This window comes from Kriegella aquimaris (assembly GCF_900103215.1).
Classification (GTDB): domain Bacteria; phylum Bacteroidota; class Bacteroidia; order Flavobacteriales; family Flavobacteriaceae; genus Kriegella; species Kriegella aquimaris.
Window position 1 is genome coordinate 266101 of record NZ_FNGV01000003.1, and the last position, 17904, is coordinate 284004.

Here is a 17904-nt window from a genome sequence, read left to right on the forward strand (position 1 = left end):
ATTCGAATCTCAAATATCGTAAAAATTAGAGGATTTTTTACCCAATACGACAAACTTTAGGCTTCCATTGGAAATCGTATCCCTGTTTGCCTTCTAACCTCATCCATCAAAGACATCAAATCCAAGCTATTTTTGTGGCTCCAAAGGCTACTTTGCAAATCACCTCTTTTAAGACATTCGTGTACTTCGATGATTTCATGTGCATATCCCCTACCCAAAGTCGGCAGGTCAAAATCTTGAAGTTCACCATCTCGTTCGACACTGTATCCTTGGGCTTCATGCCACTTAGGCTTCAAAAAAACCGAGCCATCGGCACCTGAAATTTGCGCTTTCATTTCTGCTTTACTCTTGAGTCCGCTATACAATATAGCTTGTGCTCCTGAATATTGAAATATCATCGAAGTCTGTATCTCGACCCCAGTTTTGTAAAAATTGGAAGCCGCCAAAACCTTATCAGGATACCCTAGCATTAGGTAGGCCAAAAAAATCGGATAGATGCCGATATCCAACAATGACCCGCCAGCCAGTTCAGGGTTCAATAATCGTCCTTTCTCATCCCTATCCAAAGCATAGAATCCAAAATCGGCATGAACATAAGCAATTTCGCCAAGTTCACCAGCATCGACCATTTGTTTTGCCTTTCGAATAGCAGGGTTAAATCGACTCCACATAGCCTCCATTAAGAAAACCTGATTGCGTTCTGCCGCCGCAACCATTTGTTCTACATCACCTCGATGCAGCCCCATTGGTTTTTCACAAAGTACATGTTTTCCTTTATCCATGGCCTTTACCGCCAATTCAGCATGTGAGGTATGAGGGGTCGCAATATAAACGGCATCAACCGCATCACATTCAAACAATGCTTCATAACTGCCAAAAGTGTGTTGGGCATTATATGCCTTTGCAAAAGATTCGGCCCTATCAAGACTTCGTGATGCAACTGCAGTTATTTCACCGTCGGTAACAAGCTTTAAATCGTTTGCAAAACTATGGGCAATGCGTCCTGGGGCGACAATGCCCCATCTTGTCTTCTGTTCCATGTTGATTTTGAAATTTCCCAAATGTAATCATTTTTACTCCTTATCTTTAATGCCAATAAGGAAAGCATCGCGGAATGGATATCAAATTTAATAAAAACGAAGACCACAATAAATTACAATTATCAGATCTCAAAAGGAGGCTGGCCGAGGTAAGATTGGGCGGAGGCAAAAAACGCATTGAAAAATTGCATTCCCAAGGGAAGATGACTGCCCGCGAGCGGATCGATTACTTATTGGATGATAACAAAAACAATATTGAAATAGGAGCTTTTGTCGGCGATGGTATGTATAAAGAACATGGTGGTTGCCCTTCTGGCGGTGTCGTCATAAAAATAGGCTATGTCTCAGGCAAACAATGCGTAGTTGTTGCCAACGATGCTACTGTAAAGGCCGGTGCGTGGTTTCCTATTACAGGGAAAAAGAATTTAAGGGCTCAGGAAATAGCCATGGAAAATAGATTGCCCATTATCTATTTGGTAGATAGCGCAGGGGTTTACCTTCCACTTCAGGATGAAATTTTTCCAGATAAGGAACATTTTGGCCGCATTTTCAGAAACAACGCGATAATGAGCAGTATGGGAATTCCTCAAATTTCAGCCGTTATGGGAAGTTGTGTTGCGGGGGGCGCTTATTTGCCTATTATGAGCGATGAGGCGTTGATTGTCGATAAAACGGGAAGCATTTTTCTTGCAGGAAGTTATTTAGTGAAAGCGGCCATTGGAGAAAATGTCGACAATGAAACTTTAGGAGGTGCCACCACCCATTGCGAGATTAGTGGGGTCACAGATTATAAAGCCAAAGATGACGCTCATGCCTTGGATACTATAAAGGGCCTTATCGACAAAATGGGTGATTATGACAAAGCCGGATTCAATCGAGTGAAATCTAAGAAGCCCATTGAGAATCCTGAAGACATTTATGGCATACTGCCCAGTTCTCGTACCGATCAATATGATATGTTGGAAATTATAAAGCGATTGGTCGACGATTCAGACTTTGAACAATACAAAGAGGGATATGGAAAAACCATACTCACAGGATATGCCCGTATTGATGGCTGGGCCGTGGGTATCGTCGCCAATCAAAGAAAGGTCGTTAAAAACGCGAAACGCGAAATGCAATTCGGAGGTGTAATTTACTCCGATTCGGCCGACAAGGCCACCCGCTTTATTGCCAATTGCAATCAAAAAAAGATTCCCTTGGTATTTTTACAAGATGTGACCGGGTTTATGGTGGGCAGTAAAAGTGAACACGGTGGCATCATTAAAGATGGGGCTAAAATGGTCAACGCCGTAAGCAACTCGGTCGTACCTAAATTCACTGTTGTCATCGGTAATAGTTACGGTGCCGGCAATTACGCCATGTGCGGCAAAGCCTACGACCCTAGATTGATTTTTGCGTGGCCCAGTGCCGAATTGGCCGTGATGAGCGGTAATTCTGCTGCCAAGGTGCTACTGCAAATCGAAACGGCTTCCTTGAAAAAGAAAGGGCAAAAAATCACCCCGGAAAAAGAACAAGAACTCTTTAATAACATAAAATCACGTTATGACGCCCAAGTATCACCGTATTATGCGGCGGCACGATTATGGACGGATGCCATTATAGACCCTCTAGATACCCGCAAATGGATTTCGATGGGTATCGAGGCCGCTAATCATGCGCCAATTGAAAAACCCTTTAACATGGGAATATTACAGGTTTAATCCGCTATTGTTTAAGAGCGGTATCGACCGAGAAAAGATAGCGTGTCACTTGCTCCTCCAAAAGCTTTACGACATTTATCTGTTGCGTTTGGGTCGATTTACCATAATCAAAATAGGTTGTGATTTTTAAGTATGTTGGAAATTCGGTAGCGTTTCCGAAATATCGAACCTTGATTTGCCATTCTCCCTTCAAATAATCATCTAAAAAGAATTCTTTACTCGAATAACCTTTTATTTTTTGATTTTGCAATAAGATATCATTTGGTTGCAGCGTATTCATCCATTCATCAAAATAATTTTGAGGGTTTACAAATTGCAACTCAAATTCGGCGCTGGCATAATTCCATTCAAATACAATTCTTGTACTTGGGGCATCTGCTTCGTTTTCCGTTAGACTTCTGTCTATTGAAAGTTCTTTCCCGTTTAGTCGTATTATATTGGCGGACTCCGTAGTAATAAGCATATCGGTACCATACTTGTCAAAAGGTATCGTATCCAATTCATTAACTGCCAATTCATAACGTGTATATACCCCCAACGCTTTTCGGTAGTTGCCAATTTGGGCATAGGCATTGGCCACATCACGATGTGATTGCGCCTCCCTTGATTTAAGCTTTAAAATCTTGAGATATATTTCCAAGGCATTATCGAATCGCGCCTGTTGCTCATAAACGTATGACAATGCTTTTAGCGCCGAAACATCGGTCGAGAAGTTTTCAGCCGCTTGCTGTAAGAGTTCATCTGCCTTTTTCTCATTGCCCCATTGTTTTCTAAAATAGTCAGAGACCTCTAGAAAGAAATAAGGTGACTTTTTATTTTCACTTATTAGATCTTTAAAAAGCTTATGCGCTTCTTCAAAAGAAGTGGCCGTATTTAACCTCATAATGTAGGTCGAGGTTTTGGGCTCAAAAACTTCGGGTACACTAAACTCCCTATTAATACTATCCCGAAAACCAGAATTATCGTACCGACGTTTCACCCCAAGTTCATCGATTCGCGTCTGCTCTTTGGTATTAATAATGATAACCCCTCCTGCTCCTTGCGGACCATATCGTGAAAAAGCCCCATTTCTTGTAAGAACGGCAATTCGATCAATATTATGCACATCAATAAATATCGGTGCCTGTTCATATATAAAACCATCTACATCAAAAATGGCTTTGGGAGAAGCATTGTAACTCCAACTTTGCAAATAGACTTTTATTTCCCCTGGGTCATCACGGTCAACTCGCATTTGCGGAATAAAATTTTGTAAAGAATACAGAAAATCAGTACCCACTGCAACCAAATCTGCTCCATCAACCATTCGCATCGAGAAAGTTGAACGATCCTTATCTAGAATACCCCAAGATGTCTTCAATAAATTTTTATTGGTAGGATAATCGGCCAACAAGTCTTTTTGCGTTTTGCGCTTTCGTTTTTTAACCGTTACTTCATCGAGCACTTCTATTTTTGGCACCAACTTAATCCTTAAAAAGTCTGTTTTCTCCGTGACTACAACTTCTGTGGAATGCATTCCCACATAAGAAAAGACCAGTATATCTTTGGGTTTTACAGCAAATTCAAAACGACCATCATTATTGGTCTTCACCCCTTGGGAACTACCTTTAATGATGACATTAGCATTGTTTAGTGGACCATCGTCCGTAGTAACAATACCGGCAATACCTTTTTCTTTTTCTTGGGATTGGACCGAGAAAAGACTCATGAACAAAAACGAAAGCAACAGGCCTATTTTAATTAGGGAATGATGAACACTTTTTATAAGATACCGGTTTTTATGAACCTCTTTTTTCATTTGAACTGCTTACAGTTCTAAATGTAATAAAAAGTTAGGCTCTTGAGATACTGGAAATTAAACGAATGGTTTCCGTTCTCTTAATTTTTCCACTATCAGTTTCTTTAAATTTATGTATCCCATAGATTTGTTTGGGAACTTCGAATTTATCAAGTTTTTTGAAGGAATTAATTTTATTAAGGAGCGCCTTGGCATCAACATCCCCTTCAACAATAAGCACCAATTTTTGACCTAGTTTTTCATCAGATAATCCCGCTACAAAAAATCGACCGTCTACAATTTCAACTAATTTGGCTTCAATTTGTTCCGGAATCAGTTTTATACCGCCAGAGTTAATAGCATTGTCAAAGCGTCCGAGCCATCTAAATTCGACGTCCGAAACCAATTCCACAAAATCGTTGGTGGCAACAGGCTCTCTTGAAACATTGGGGCTATCAATTACCAAACACCCTCTACTGTCTTTAGAAACAGAAATATTCGGTAATGTTTTAAAAGGATGTTCTACGCGACCATTGTTTAACTCCCCAACTGCGGTTGATTCCAAGTTATTTACCTTTCTTGCTGCAATATGGGTTACGGTTTCGGTCATTCCGTAAGTCTCAAAAATGGCCGTGGATTTGTCTTGCAACTGATTTCGTAATACATCTGAAATAGGCGCCCCGCCAACGATTAGTGTTTTAATCTGCTCAATTTTGTCTAAAGAGCCTTCCAATTGCAGTGGAACCATGGCACAGAAATCATAACTCTTTAAAATACCTTCCAATGGCTTGGAGGAAGATTCTATATAATCAAGTTCGAGCCCTAAAACCATCGCGCGCACCAACATCATTTTTCCCGCTATATAATCCGCTGGCAAACAAAGAAGTGCGGTCTGACCCGCTTCCAGACCAAAAAACTGCCCGGTTGCCACAGCAGAATTCACCATAAATCGTTTTTCTAAAGCTATATTTTTAGGAGTTCCCGTGGAACCGGAAGTACGTACTAAAATTTCTGGGCTATCATTAAGCCAGTCTAACAGAAAATCACCGATATTATGTTCATATTGCTCTCCCTCCTTGACCAAGCTATATCCGACTTCCTTCAGGTCTTCTTTTGAAAAGGTAATTCCGTTCAGTTTAAATTTGGAGTGTACTTCACTGTATATGGGTTCCATCAATATCCTTTGTTAGGTAAGTTTCCCTTGACATGACTTTTCCGGTCAATCGTTCTTTCCAATCGGTCCATTTGTATTTCTTAGAATAGATAAACAAGAGTATAGGAAATACTATGAAAACGGGTACAAATACATCAAACCCCAATTTAGGTTCAACTACACTTTTGTAAATGGCGTCAACTTGAAAAGCCGTACCCTCGGAAGTCACTAGTAGTGCCGAAATCATATTGTTAGCGGCATGAAAACCCAAGGCAAGTTCTAAACCGTCATCCATCAGGGTTAAAATACCAAGAAAGAAACCAGTTCCAATGTAAAAGACCATTATGCCCGGACCCATTTCTTCCACTTCGGGATTTCCCAAGTGCATTAATCCGAACAAAACAGAAGTAACAACCAATGGTACCCATCTATTTTTTGCCATTATGCCAATACCCTGCATCATGTACCCACGAAAAAGATATTCTTCAAAACTAGTCTGGATGGGAATCAAGAATAACGCAATAATGAACAGGTACAGAAAAGGCTCCCATCTGAAATTAAGTACATACTCCTCAGGAGATAGATAAATACCAATTCCGGTAATTGCTATGGTCAACACCGACCACAATATGAAAGAAAATAAGATGCGCCCCCAATCAATTCGTTTTCTTGATGTAGTGAGCGAAGTCAGGGTCTGTCTGTGTATTAATTTAACCCACCCAAAAAGCAGAGCTAACCCCATTACAAAGGGCATCAGCATTTCGATTAAAAATCGATTGGCCCCTTTTCTACCTATTTCCGCCTGCATAATAGCCTCGATATCGAGGTTGAGGAGTTTCATAACCGCATAGTTCAAAATCATAAGACCAATAAACCCTAATGGAATCAAGAAATATTTCCAAATACCGATATCACCTCTATGTCCTTGTTCTATATACATAAATTATGAATTAAATCTGTTTTCCATTTTAGATTGTCACTGTAATACAAAGCTCCATTATCGACCACAAGTGGACTTTCAAAATTGTTTGTGAATAAACCGCCCGTACCCAAACCTTGAGGTAAGTAACTTTTCAGCGTATATGTCCATTGCGCTATAGCATTCAATCCAACATTACTTTCAAGTGCACTGGTAATCCACCAACCAATATTGTTTTTTTCGGCTAGATTTATCCATTCTTTGCTTCCCTTATAACCACCCACTAAACTCGGTTTTAGTATTATATATTGCGGCCGTATGGTTTGAAGCAGTTCCTCCTTCTTCGCTGTAGTTTTGATTCCTATGAGCTCTTCATCCAAGGCAATCGGCAGCGGAGTATTCAAGCATAATTCACTCATTTTAGTTACATTACCCTGCTTTATGGGTTGTTCTATGGAATGAATGCCGTACTTAGCCAATTGGTTGAGTTTTTCAAAAGCATCACTAGGTTCAAAAGCACCATTGGCATCTACGCGAAGCTCAACTTCCGATGTGGAATATCGGTTTCTTATAGTAGCTAAGAGGGCAAGTTCTCGTTCGAAATCGAGCGCGCCTATTTTCATTTTGATACATCTAAAACCATCTTTCAATTTCTGCCGAATCTGCTCTTTCATAAATTCTGCTTCCCCCATCCAAATCAATCCGTTGATCGGAATGAAATTTTTATGTTCGGTAAAACTGGATGGAAATAAAACATGGGGATCATCAGAAGCTAAAGAAAGAAATGCTTGTTCTACCCCAAATTGAATACTAGGGAAATCAATAAGTTCATTCCATAGTTCGTTTTCACCCAAATGAATGTTCGCGCAGACCCATTTCAGTCTTTCTTCGTACTCGGGAACATCATCTATGCTCAAACCTCTAAAAATACCGCACTCACCGATACCGTATCTTCCATTTTTTTCTAAAATTAAAAACCAAGTTTCCTTAGTTTTCAATATACCTCTGGACGTTCCGCTAGGGCGTTTGAATTCAAGAATGTATTTTTTATAAAAAGCCTTCATTGATTGCCATCAAATTTAGCTATATTTTAAGTCTAAAAGTAATTAAATGCGGAAGATAAGCGGCAAAACAGTATGGATTACAGGAGCCTCATCAGGCATTGGAGAGGCACTTGCCTATGAACTTGATAAAAAAGGCTGTAAACTGATACTTTCTTCCAGAAAGAAAGCTGAACTAGAAAGAGTTAAAAGCCAATGTGAGAACCCTGGGAATATAGGAATAGTACCGCTAGATCTCGAAGCGTTCGATGAATTGGAGAAAAAAACATCTCAAGCTCTATCAATCTTCGGCACTATTGATGTTTTAATCAACAATGCCGGAATAAGCCAACGCTCTCTAATCTTAGACACAGATTTCGAGGTATATAAAAGGTTAATGAATATCGATTACTTGGGGACTCTAGCCTTGAGCAAAGCGTTACTACCCCATTTTGTAAGTCAAAATAATGGATGTTTCGTAACGGTAAGCAGCTTAATGGGGAAATTTGGATCACCCTACCGATCAGGGTATTGTGGAGCAAAACATGCCTTACATGGCTTTTTTGACGTGTTGCGCATGGAGCATGAAAAAGATGGTATACAGGTAACCTTGATATGTCCCGGATTTATACAGACCAATGTTGCAAAAAATGCACTTAAAGGTAATGGAAATCCCCAAAATACCGAAGATACCGCTACCAAAAACGGTCTACCTGTGCAGTTATGTGCACAAAAAATAATTCGAGCAATCGAAAGGAATAAATTTGAAGCTTATATTGGTAAAAAAGAAATCATGGGTGCTTACCTTAAACGATTTTTTCCAAAATTGCTTCACAAGGTTGTATTAAAAAGTGAGGTCCGTTGACAGAATTCGCCCTATTATTTAAAATTGAACCAAAAACGCACTCCTTGAACATTTTTATCATTGTTTAAAGTAGTTTGAAGCTGATTAGCAAGACGGTTCATAAGCCGTATGCCCATTGAAGAATTGGCCTTTTCTTCAGAGTCTTCCGGCAATCCGATACCATTATCGGAATATTCGAAATATCCATCTTGACCAACATTCTTTCTTATATGAATATAAATATTTCCATTGTCTTCGTCATTAGGAAAAGCGTATTTGAACGAGTTAGAAACCAATTCGTTCAGCATTAGTCCAAAAGGAATCGCCCTATCAATATCAAGTTCTACTCCCTCGGCATCGATTGTCACATTAATATTATGCCCGCCTTTTTTATAAACCGATTGCACACTATTTATTAGGCTTTCAATATAGCCTTGCATCTCGATTACGGACAAGTCATCGTTCTGATATAATTTTTGATGAATCAATGCCATTGCCTTAACTCGGCTTTTACCTTCCTCAAGGGCCTCTATTGCAGCTTTACTACGCGTATTCTTTGTCTGTAAACTCAAAAGACTCGAAACCATTTGTAAATTGTTTTTTACCCTATGGTGTATTTCTTTTAACAACGAATCTTTTTCAACCAACGAATTCTCTATTATATATTTTTGCTCAGCAATCAAACGTTGATTTTTTATACTCTTTAAATACGCATACACCAACCCGGCAAAACCTAGAAGCGTAAATATCAACGAAATGAATACCAAATTTATACGTTCGTCTTTTTCTATATTCTGATTTTTCGATTCTTCGAGGTCTTCACGCTGCTCATCCAGCATTCGACGGGTATCGGCCAATTCTTCGCTCATTACGGTGGCCAATTGCTGTTTCTTGATCTCAGAGTCGTTTACGCTTATGGAATCTCTGACCTTAATATAATTCTTATAATATGTCGCGGCATTTTGATAATCTTGTGTTTTTTCATAATACAACGCCATTAACCTATTTTTCTTTAGCACATTGGCAATAGTCACTGGTCGTGGATCATTACTGAGATAATCGGTAGCCTTTTCAAAATCATTCAAGAATAAATAACATTCTGCAATTTCAAGGGTATTTTCCACTAGTTCAGAAGAAAACATACCCTTACTAAATTCTTTCATTCTTGTAATACTACTATCCAAGAAAGGAATAGCCTCTTCGTATTGTTTAAGCTGTACATAGCATTTTCCAATATTACCCTCTATTTTACCTTTTAAGATGTTTCCTTCTACAATATTTCTTTCGGTTTTCTCCTTAGTAATATCGTTCATAAAAACGTCAACAAAACCTCGAGCCTCTTTGTATTTGCTAAGGGCTGTAGGGGTAGATTTATCCAACCTTAAATAGTTTCCTATATTATTGTTGAACTCGGCTATTGCATAATAATCCTTTTCATCAATAGTTTTTTTTACTTTTTCAATATACTCTTTCATCGCCCTATTGTGAAGGCCGAGATTTGAATAAATATCGTAAAATGCCGTGTTTTCGGTTATCCCCAATTCTCTTTTTTCCTTTCTGACTTCGATTTGTTCGTCATAAAGTTCCAACTGGGAAAAATTCATATCCTTCAAATTCAGCAAGGCCGACATTAGCGGTTCCTCTAAATTTTCTTTGTCTTGATAGAGTTCTTTGGAGATGGCCAGACTTCTTTTATAGTCTCCCAAATCAAAATATATCTGGGCCTGTACTAAGAGGTAGCGCTTTAAGGCTACAGAATCTTCAGCTTGCCGAGCACTTATTAAATATTTATTTACTTTATCGAGCCAATCATACGCAGAGTTTTCTCGATAGCGATTTGGGGTATCAAAAAAGAAAAGAAATTTTTCGTTGGGGGTTTCTTTATTAACAAATGTTTCTAGGATATTCCCTTTGTCATCTCCAGCTTCTTGAGCGACTAAAGTGCCAATCGTAAGAACGATAAAGGTAATCGTATAATAAATTTTACAAAGCGATTTTTTCATATCATATTCAACAACAAAACCAATCCTAGCGTTTAGATGGTTTTGTTAAGTTTTGTTGTAGGCCTTGATCGGTTTGGAACGATTTATCACAAAAAAGTATTCTCTTAAACTTTACCAATTAATATGCCCCTACGTTTAATTTGTACTAAAACACTTAAGAAAGTCAAGATTCTTTTGGTTGTTTTCCAACCCCAGAAGTAACATTAGGAATGTAGGCCAAGTATTTCTGTACTTGAACAGCAAAATCATCAGTATCCGGGGCGTATTACTAATCAACTCAAAAATATCATTTAGAAATCAATATAATGGAAGAATGTTGTATAAAGTTGGAATTTTGTTGTCAAATCGGCGTTAGCCCATATAAACACATAACCTTTGTGAATGTTAAACGTTGAATTGTAGTATTTTACGCTCAATATCGGCGTTGTTATTCTTATAAAAAAAGGTGCATTTCTGCACCTTGATTATACCGATATACATAAATGGCTAAGAATTCATAGATGAAATAATAAACTCTTTAAAATCTTTAGAAATAGGTATCAACGTATTATTTATCATAATATCTTTAGAGTTGATAGCATCAATATGGTCTACATTGACAATGTAAGATTTGTGTGCTCTATAGAACTTATTCTTGGGCAATTTTTCTAAATAATTTTTTAAAGGAGACCTTACCAAAAATTTCTTATCGACCGTATTAACCTCAAGATAAACATTGTCGGCTTTTATAAACTGAATATCACCAAATTGAATTCGATAATACAAATGTTGTTTTTTTACAAAAATAGAGTCCTTCAAAATAGAACTCGACATCGGTGCTTCTTCTTCCTCTTCTCTACCACTTCCTGGCTTTTCAACACCGTAGGTGAAATTTGAAAGCGCTATTTCAATAGAAGTGTACAAGTCTTGCTGCTCAAAGGGTTTAACCAAATAGCCATTTGGTTTCACGGTCTTGGCATTTTCAACGGTTGCCCTGTCTGAATTGGAGGTTACAAAAATAAAGGGGATATCGTAATTTTCACGTATGTGTTTTCCTAAATCTATGCCCGTTTTATCGGAGGCAAGAATAATATCAATCAAAACAAGGTCTACTTGCTTGGTTTTCAATACTTCTTCTGCTTGTTCGTATACTATTACATTATCGACGATTTCATAACCAATCTCTTCTAACATAGATTGCATATCGTCGGCAATTATAACATTATCCTCAACAATAAGGATTCTAATGGGTTGTTCCAAGGTAGTCAGTATTTAGAAGGTTAGTAATCAAAGTTACAAAATTATATTAAAACATACGTAAAATAACAGTGCCATGAGAAATGTGCTTAGAGCCAATTTCTTAAGTTCCGAATCCAATAAAACTGGTATTTTTGTTTTCCAAACTTTTATCAAATGTAAGAAAATTGGTACAAATGCAATTAAAGGTATGAATTGTTTCCAAGTTTTAAAACTTAAAATGATAAAAGTAAGCATACTTAAAAACCCAACTATTAAAAGTAACGTATGGTATTTCTTTCCATTTGAAAAACCCATAAGTACAACAAGCGTATTTTTTCCTGAAATTTTGTCGGATACATGGTCTCTCAAATTATTCAGGTTCAACACGCCAACGCTTAGCAATCCAATAGTAATTGCAGGAAGAATAGCAGGTGGAACAATATTTTTGGTGAACAAAAACATAGAGCCTAGAACGGCCAACAGTCCGAAAAATAGAAAAACGAAAACATCTCCCAATCCTCTATAGCCATAGGCAGATTCACCTACTGTATATTTTATCGAAGCCCAGATGCTGGCAGCCCCTAAAAGCATAAATAATAGAAAATATCCCAAATTCTCTAGCCCGAAAGCCTGTCGAACTACAGCGATTACCAAAAGACTGTTAATAATAATTGAGACAATTATGGCCCTTTTCAATTCTGCCCTTGTTAACAAGCCGCTCTGTAAAACCCTTTTTGGACCTATACGGTTTTCGTTATCGGTACCTTTGACTCCATCTCCGTAGTCATTCGCAAAATTGGAGGTCACCTGAAAGCCTATCGTAGTCAATAGTGCTAAAATAAAGAGAAGTGTATTATTGCTGTTTTCATAAAAATTTGCAAGTGCCGTACCTACGACAACACCTGATATTGATAGCGGTAGTGTTCTCAACCTTGCCGCATTTATCAAAGCTGCTATTTTCTGCAAAACTAATAGGGGTCTTCTATTTGAATTCGTTTTCCTTCTTTGTATGATGCTACAAATGCATCTTGAAAGCCTAAATCTACTAATTGGGCCCTAAAGGACTGCGCTTCTTGAAGCGTTCCGAAATTGCCCAAGGAATACGAATAAAACGGGTTGGTTTTTACGAACACGGTATTGGCCAAGGCCTCCGAGGCCAAGGTTATATTATTATCAACAAAAGACTTGACCTGCACGGAATATATTTTTTCCTTTTCTAAAAATCGTTTGGCCAAATAGAACTCTTTTACATCGCTAAGTTCTTCGTTTTGTTGTTTTAGATTATCTATCCTACTTTTTATCGCGTCTAAACTATCTATTGAAACCAAAAGATTCTCTTGCTTGTCAATTCCGGTAGAGCTGCTTAGACCTGCTGTAAACGAGGTGACAGAGAGCACCACCACAAGAAATAGGCCCGTAACCCCAGCCAACACATTGCGCTGAACTTTACTTCTCTTTAATTCCTTGTTCTTAAACTTTATTTGATCCAATAAGCGTTCGTTGATAATCTGAGCTTTGTCAATGTCCTTATGCAGTTCGAGCAAGTCACTTTCTTCTATAAAAGGCATATATTATTATTAGGTTTAGGGGAAATAAGTATTCTAAAGTTAACCAAAATAACCGAATGTTAATAACATACCAATCGTCAATGTTGTAAAATTATGATTTTCAGTGGTAAAGCAATAAAAAACAGTAGATAAAATAAGAATAACTGAACTAAATGGAGATTTTACCATTCCTAATAAATGCCTTTCCAATGAAAATCCCTTTCTAAAAAAATCATATATATTAAAAGGCAGTATAATCCTATTTTGAGGACTTTAACGAGCTGCTCAATTACCTTTATGTCCGCTAATTTAATTTTTTTTTAAATAGAATAAATTCCATCAGTTTCAATCTTGATACGTCGTTCCCTATATAAGGTACCAATTCCTTTTTTGAAGGTCTTTTTGCTCATTTGAAGCTCCTCTTGTATGTCTTTTGGGTCTGATTTATCATGAAGGCCTAAAAAGCCGCCATTTGCCATAAGCGTTTGATATATTTTATTGGCAGCAGGCTCTAAAACTTTCATACCCAAGGGTTGCAGCGATATATCAACCTTATTATCCGAACGTATTTTTTTGACTACCCCTTTGGTATTGTCTCCAACGGCAATCTCTTTAAAAATCTCATTAAAATAGACCAGCCCTTTATGAAGATCGTTGATAATTACTTCCCATCCTAAATCAGTCAGCCTCGTTACGACAAGTTCCACCTCTTCCCCTTCACTTACCGTCAAACTGTCATTGCTCAAGAATTTGTCTAACTTATTGGAAGCTACCAAACGATTTGTTTGTTGGTCGAGGTAACAATAAACAACATACCAGTTACCTTCTTTCATTTTTGTTCGTTGTTCCCTAAAAGGAACGAGAAGGTGCTTTTCCAATCCCCAGTCCATAAAGGCACCGAATTCATTAACTTCAGCAACCTGAAGCAACTGAAATTCATTTACCATTATTAAAGGATCTAAAGTAGTAGCAACAGGCCTTTCAGCGTGATCTAAATAGCAAAACGCGGTGATTTCACCTCCAATTTCATACGTGGTCGGCACATACTTATTCGGCAATAATATTTCATTGTTTTCTTTATCACCTAAAAATAGGCCAACACTGGTGTCTCTTAGTATTTCAAGAGTGTTAAACTTACCCAATTCTATCATGCTACAAAAATACAAATAAAAGAACGATGTTAAGAAGACAATATACCCTTAGGTTTGAAATAAAAATCAGATTCAATCTGAGTTATTTATAAGATGTGCCTCAGTGCTTATCTTGATACTAGTTTTAGTTTTTTAAGTCTAATCCAATCTTTTGTAGAAACAAAAAAGCCGTCCTAGGTAGGACGGCTTTTCATATATTAGTTGTTCATGTCTTAATAGACAGAAGCTTTTTTAAAGTGCTTACAAAGCATGTAGTATACAACCGCTCTATGCTTGTTTTTATTGGCAGAACCGTATTTGGCAACCACGCCTTTAATTGCGTCCATCAATTCAGGACTATCTTTCAATCCTAATTTTTTGACTAAATAGTTGTTTTTTACGGTCTCTAACTCTTTATCATCTGCTCCGGACACCTTAGATGCATCCAAATTGTAAATCGCAGGTCCTAGGCCGATCGCAACCTTTGTTAGTAAATCCATATCAGGAGTTTCACCGAATTTATCTTTAATATCTTCGGCGTACTTTGCAATCAAATCATCTCTTTTACTCATAATAGTCAGTGTTATATGAATTAATGGTTTATATATTCCGAAGATATAAAATCAAAATAACCGAGCAAAATTTTATCATTCAATATTCTTGGAGTTTTAACCTCCAACACTCTAGGTGCTGATGATTCTTCAAAAAAATCGGCTAAAGAATTCTTTAAAACTTCCGAATTCGAAACCGCTTGATATTCAAATCCATACATTTTACACAGATTTTGGGCATCTAGGCCATGGGTCGTTTCAAAGAAGCGTTCAAAATTGTCCCGTTCATTGTTTCCCGGCAGAATACGAAAGATGCCCCCACCTCCATTATTTATAAGAATAATTCGGAAATCATTTCTAATATACCTGTTCCATAAGGCATTGCTATCATAGAAAAAACTGAGGTCACCGGTCAGCAATACCGTTGGAGGTTCGCTATAGACCGCCGCTCCAACAGCTGTTGAAGTACTGCCATCTATACCGCTTGTTCCACGGTTACAAAATACCGACACCGATGGTTTTTGAGCAAAAAGTTGCATATATCGTACCGTAGAGCTATTCGCCAATTGTAATTGACACCCATCTGGCAAGCCATTGGCCACATGATAAAAAGCCAACATATCGGAAAAACGAATCTGACCGATATACTCTTCCCTTTTTGATTCTAACTTTACTTTTATACTATTCCAATACTTGAAATAATTACTCTCCAAGTAATTGGTAGCTGGCAAGAACCTAGCAAAAAAGTTATTAATATCCGTTTTGAAGTGATAGGTCAGCGAGAAAAAAGTATCGTATGCCTTTTTTTCATTCACATGCCAATGATGTTGCGGTTTGTAGTTTCGAAGCACCGACTTGATTTTTTTCGACACGATCAATCCACCAAAGGTCAATAAGAGATCGGGCTGTAATGCCTTAAATAGTTCATCTTTTCTATCTGATTTTTCAATTGGTGCAATGATGCCATCAATACTCGGAAAAAAATTATTATGGTGTATATTCGATGTCGTTTCTGTAAGCACTATTACCGAAGGGTCTTTCGCCAGTTGATTTAAAAATTGTTTTTCTACCGAATTCGGAGGATTCACCCCTACAAGAATCATTTTCCTTTTTGAATCGTTCCAAATGGCAGTAAAATCCTCCATTTCGGAAATAGGTTCTTCCTTTACCGTTTTTGGAAATACATAATCCGGTTCGACAGTAAGGTTTTCAACATAGTCATACAAAGATTCTTCGAAAGGAACATTGATATGTATAGGAATCTGCATCTTCAACGCAATGTTCAGTGCTTCATTCAGCTCGTTATCATTGAAAACCTGAACCTTTTCTTGACTAGCTTGAATAGTGTCTTCAGTAAGTAATGCGGAGCCGAAACGCCTTATGCTTTCTTCGGCATGTACGACATCTTGCCTTAAATTCGCCGAATACCCAATATGCCTTTGGAAAACGTTGTCTTGTCGAATTGTCTGTCCGTCACCAATATCGATTTTATAGGTTGGTCTATCTGCGGAAATCACGACCAGGGGAATATCACTAAAAAAAGCCTCTGCAATCGCGGGATAGTAATTTAAAAGAGCACTACCAGAAGTACAGACCAAAGCCACAGGTTCCTTTAACTGCTGGGCTATGCCCAAGGCAAAAAACGCCGCACACCTTTCGTCAACAATACTAAAACATGAAAAAAAAGAATCTTCAGTGAAACCAAAAGTCAACGGAGCATTTCGTGAACCAGGAGAAATTACAATATTTTTTACGCCCTTTGCCTTGCAATGAAGCACAACGGTTTGGGCCGAAGGTATACTTGAATGTGTCATTCTTGCAAAAATACAACACCCGAAATTCTTAACCCAACGACAACCGTAAATACTATTGGTCGAAGAGAACGCTCAACATCGTTTTACTTTTTCCCACAGTCTCTTGCCATTCTTTTTCAGGAACGGAATCACGGGTCACCCCTCCCCCGACATAAATTTGGGCGATTGAATTCACGAGCTGCAGACAGCGCAGGTTCACAAAAAGTTCGGTCACTTTTTCAGCTTCTGTTTTGTTGGCAGCTGTTTGTCTAACGGCACCATTATGTTCAAAAAGGTTTTCTTGAATATTTAATTCACCTAAAAAGCCTGTATAGAATTCCCGGTCATAGTTTTCATTTTCGAGCAGAAAAGCCTTTGTGGATGCCATAGGAACACCACAAACTGCTGGCGTCGGATGCAAAGCGCCTATGACTTCAGACAGACCGCTTTTTTTAAGATTACCGGAAACTTCAGTTCGACGATGCCACAAATTTCCTGCACGTACAGCTTTCGTTTCAGATAAGTTTAAATCGTCTACCCTTGTTTTTATAGTGTTGACAATATAATCGGTAACCATGTTTTGTTCTTCCATTTCCTTGTTGCCCCATCTAGGAATTTCACCAGCTACGTAAGGTGTTGTGCCTGCTAATGACATAGTAGTTAATCGCAGGCCGCTGGTACGCAACAAAATTTCAGGGGTAGCCCCCAACCACAATCCCACTTTAGGATGATACCACAAATAACAAAAAGCATTTTCATAGGTGGCTAGTATTTTTTTGAACAACATGAGGGGCAGTGTTCTACATTCTACTTCTAATTTTCGTGATAGCACCACTTTTTTAAAAGCTCCATTTTGTATTTCAACAATAGCTTTCTTTACCAATTCAGTATAAAAGTCATGTTGAACATTTTGGTCTACATCTTTTATAGTCTTATTGGCGCTTTGGTTATTCTTTTTTATGAAGGCCTCACTCAATACTTCATGTGCAGGCAGTAAAATTGCTTGGTTATCTGAGTCAAACGGAGCAAATACAAATCCACTTTCTGAAAAATCGTCAACCAGATGTAGTTGAGCGTCTTTTTGAAAAACAGAATGTACTATTGTTTTATTGGGCTTTCTGTAAACAACGAACGGCAGCTCGTTATCGAGTTGGGCGACAGCCCGTGTAATCAATTCTGAAAACAT

At 38.0% G+C, this 17904-nt stretch carries 15 protein-coding genes; 2 read left to right on the forward strand and 13 right to left on the reverse strand.

The features are described from left to right. Positions 1 to 56 precede the first annotated feature (56 nt). Positions 57 to 1040, reverse strand: a complete 984-nt coding sequence (locus tag BLS33_RS08975) for a Gfo/Idh/MocA family protein (RefSeq protein ID WP_089887650.1) — start codon at positions 1038 to 1040, stop codon at positions 57 to 59. Between the two features lie 74 nt (positions 1041 to 1114). On the opposite strand from BLS33_RS08975, the gene BLS33_RS08980 reads away from it, so the two are divergent. Then, complete coding sequence (locus BLS33_RS08980; protein ID WP_089887653.1) at positions 1115 to 2743, forward strand: acyl-CoA carboxylase subunit beta; 1629 nt, start codon at positions 1115 to 1117, stop codon at positions 2741 to 2743. Positions 2744 to 2747: 4 nt separating this feature from the next. On the opposite strand, the gene BLS33_RS08985 is transcribed toward BLS33_RS08980, so the two are convergent. The 4 genes from BLS33_RS08985 to BLS33_RS09000 are packed head-to-tail and all read right to left on the reverse strand — an operon-like array spanning position 2748 to position 7656. Further along, a complete protein-coding gene (locus BLS33_RS08985; protein WP_089887656.1) occupies positions 2748 to 4541 on the reverse strand; it encodes a carboxypeptidase-like regulatory domain-containing protein in 1794 nt (597 codons plus the stop codon). 34 nt (positions 4542 to 4575) lie between these two features. After that, positions 4576 to 5694 (reverse strand): AMP-binding protein, encoded by a 1119-nt coding sequence (locus tag BLS33_RS08990; protein ID WP_089887659.1) that lies wholly within the window; start codon positions 5692 to 5694, stop codon positions 4576 to 4578. Then, positions 5675 to 6613, reverse strand: coding sequence for a CPBP family intramembrane glutamic endopeptidase (locus tag BLS33_RS08995; protein WP_089887661.1), 939 nt, complete (start codon positions 6611 to 6613; stop codon positions 5675 to 5677). The genes BLS33_RS08990 and BLS33_RS08995 overlap by 20 nt, the downstream gene beginning before the upstream one ends. Further along, the gene (locus BLS33_RS09000; protein WP_089887663.1) at positions 6604 to 7656 is read right to left on the reverse strand and encodes an o-succinylbenzoate synthase; all 1053 of its coding nucleotides are present in this window, start codon (positions 7654 to 7656) and stop codon (positions 6604 to 6606) included. Before BLS33_RS09000 ends, BLS33_RS08995 begins: the two co-directional genes overlap by 10 nt. Before the next feature lie 46 nt (positions 7657 to 7702). Between BLS33_RS09000 and BLS33_RS09005 the strand changes: the two genes are divergently transcribed. Further along, positions 7703 to 8497, forward strand: coding sequence for an SDR family oxidoreductase (locus BLS33_RS09005; RefSeq protein WP_089887666.1), 795 nt, complete (start codon positions 7703 to 7705; stop codon positions 8495 to 8497). Positions 8498 to 8511: 14 nt separating this feature from the next. Here BLS33_RS09005 and BLS33_RS09010 read toward each other — a convergent pair whose 3' ends face one another. The 8 genes from BLS33_RS09010 to BLS33_RS09045 all read right to left on the reverse strand — a co-directional run bounded on the left by BLS33_RS09010 (position 8512) and on the right by BLS33_RS09045 (position 17904). After that, positions 8512 to 10479, reverse strand: a complete 1968-nt coding sequence (locus BLS33_RS09010; RefSeq protein WP_089887669.1) for a tetratricopeptide repeat-containing sensor histidine kinase — start codon at positions 10477 to 10479, stop codon at positions 8512 to 8514. A 486-nt stretch (positions 10480 to 10965) separates the two neighbouring features. Further along, complete coding sequence (locus BLS33_RS09015; RefSeq protein ID WP_089887671.1) at positions 10966 to 11718, reverse strand: LytR/AlgR family response regulator transcription factor; 753 nt, start codon at positions 11716 to 11718, stop codon at positions 10966 to 10968. Positions 11719 to 11751: 33 nt separating this feature from the next. Further along, the gene (gene menA / locus BLS33_RS09020; RefSeq protein ID WP_143017594.1) at positions 11752 to 12663 is read right to left on the reverse strand and encodes a 1,4-dihydroxy-2-naphthoate octaprenyltransferase; all 912 of its coding nucleotides are present in this window, start codon (positions 12661 to 12663) and stop codon (positions 11752 to 11754) included. Positions 12664 to 12665: 2 nt separating this feature from the next. Further along, on the reverse strand, positions 12666 to 13265 hold the full coding sequence (locus BLS33_RS09025; protein WP_089887674.1) for an SPOR domain-containing protein: 600 nt from the start codon (positions 13263 to 13265) through the stop codon (positions 12666 to 12668). A 299-nt stretch (positions 13266 to 13564) separates the two neighbouring features. Beyond that, positions 13565 to 14395 carry a CvfB family protein gene (locus BLS33_RS09030; protein WP_089887677.1) on the reverse strand — a complete coding sequence of 277 codons (831 nt, stop codon included), beginning with the start codon at positions 14393 to 14395 and terminating at the stop codon, positions 13565 to 13567. A gap of 212 nt (positions 14396 to 14607) precedes the next feature. Continuing rightward, positions 14608 to 14946, reverse strand: coding sequence for a DUF2853 family protein (locus BLS33_RS09035; protein ID WP_089887680.1), 339 nt, complete (start codon positions 14944 to 14946; stop codon positions 14608 to 14610). A gap of 20 nt (positions 14947 to 14966) precedes the next feature. Further along, positions 14967 to 16739, reverse strand: coding sequence for a 2-succinyl-5-enolpyruvyl-6-hydroxy-3-cyclohexene-1-carboxylic-acid synthase (gene menD, locus BLS33_RS09040; RefSeq protein WP_089887683.1), 1773 nt, complete (start codon positions 16737 to 16739; stop codon positions 14967 to 14969). Between the two features lie 52 nt (positions 16740 to 16791). Then, positions 16792 to 17904, reverse strand: coding sequence for a chorismate-binding protein (locus BLS33_RS09045; RefSeq protein ID WP_089887685.1), 1113 nt, complete (start codon positions 17902 to 17904; stop codon positions 16792 to 16794).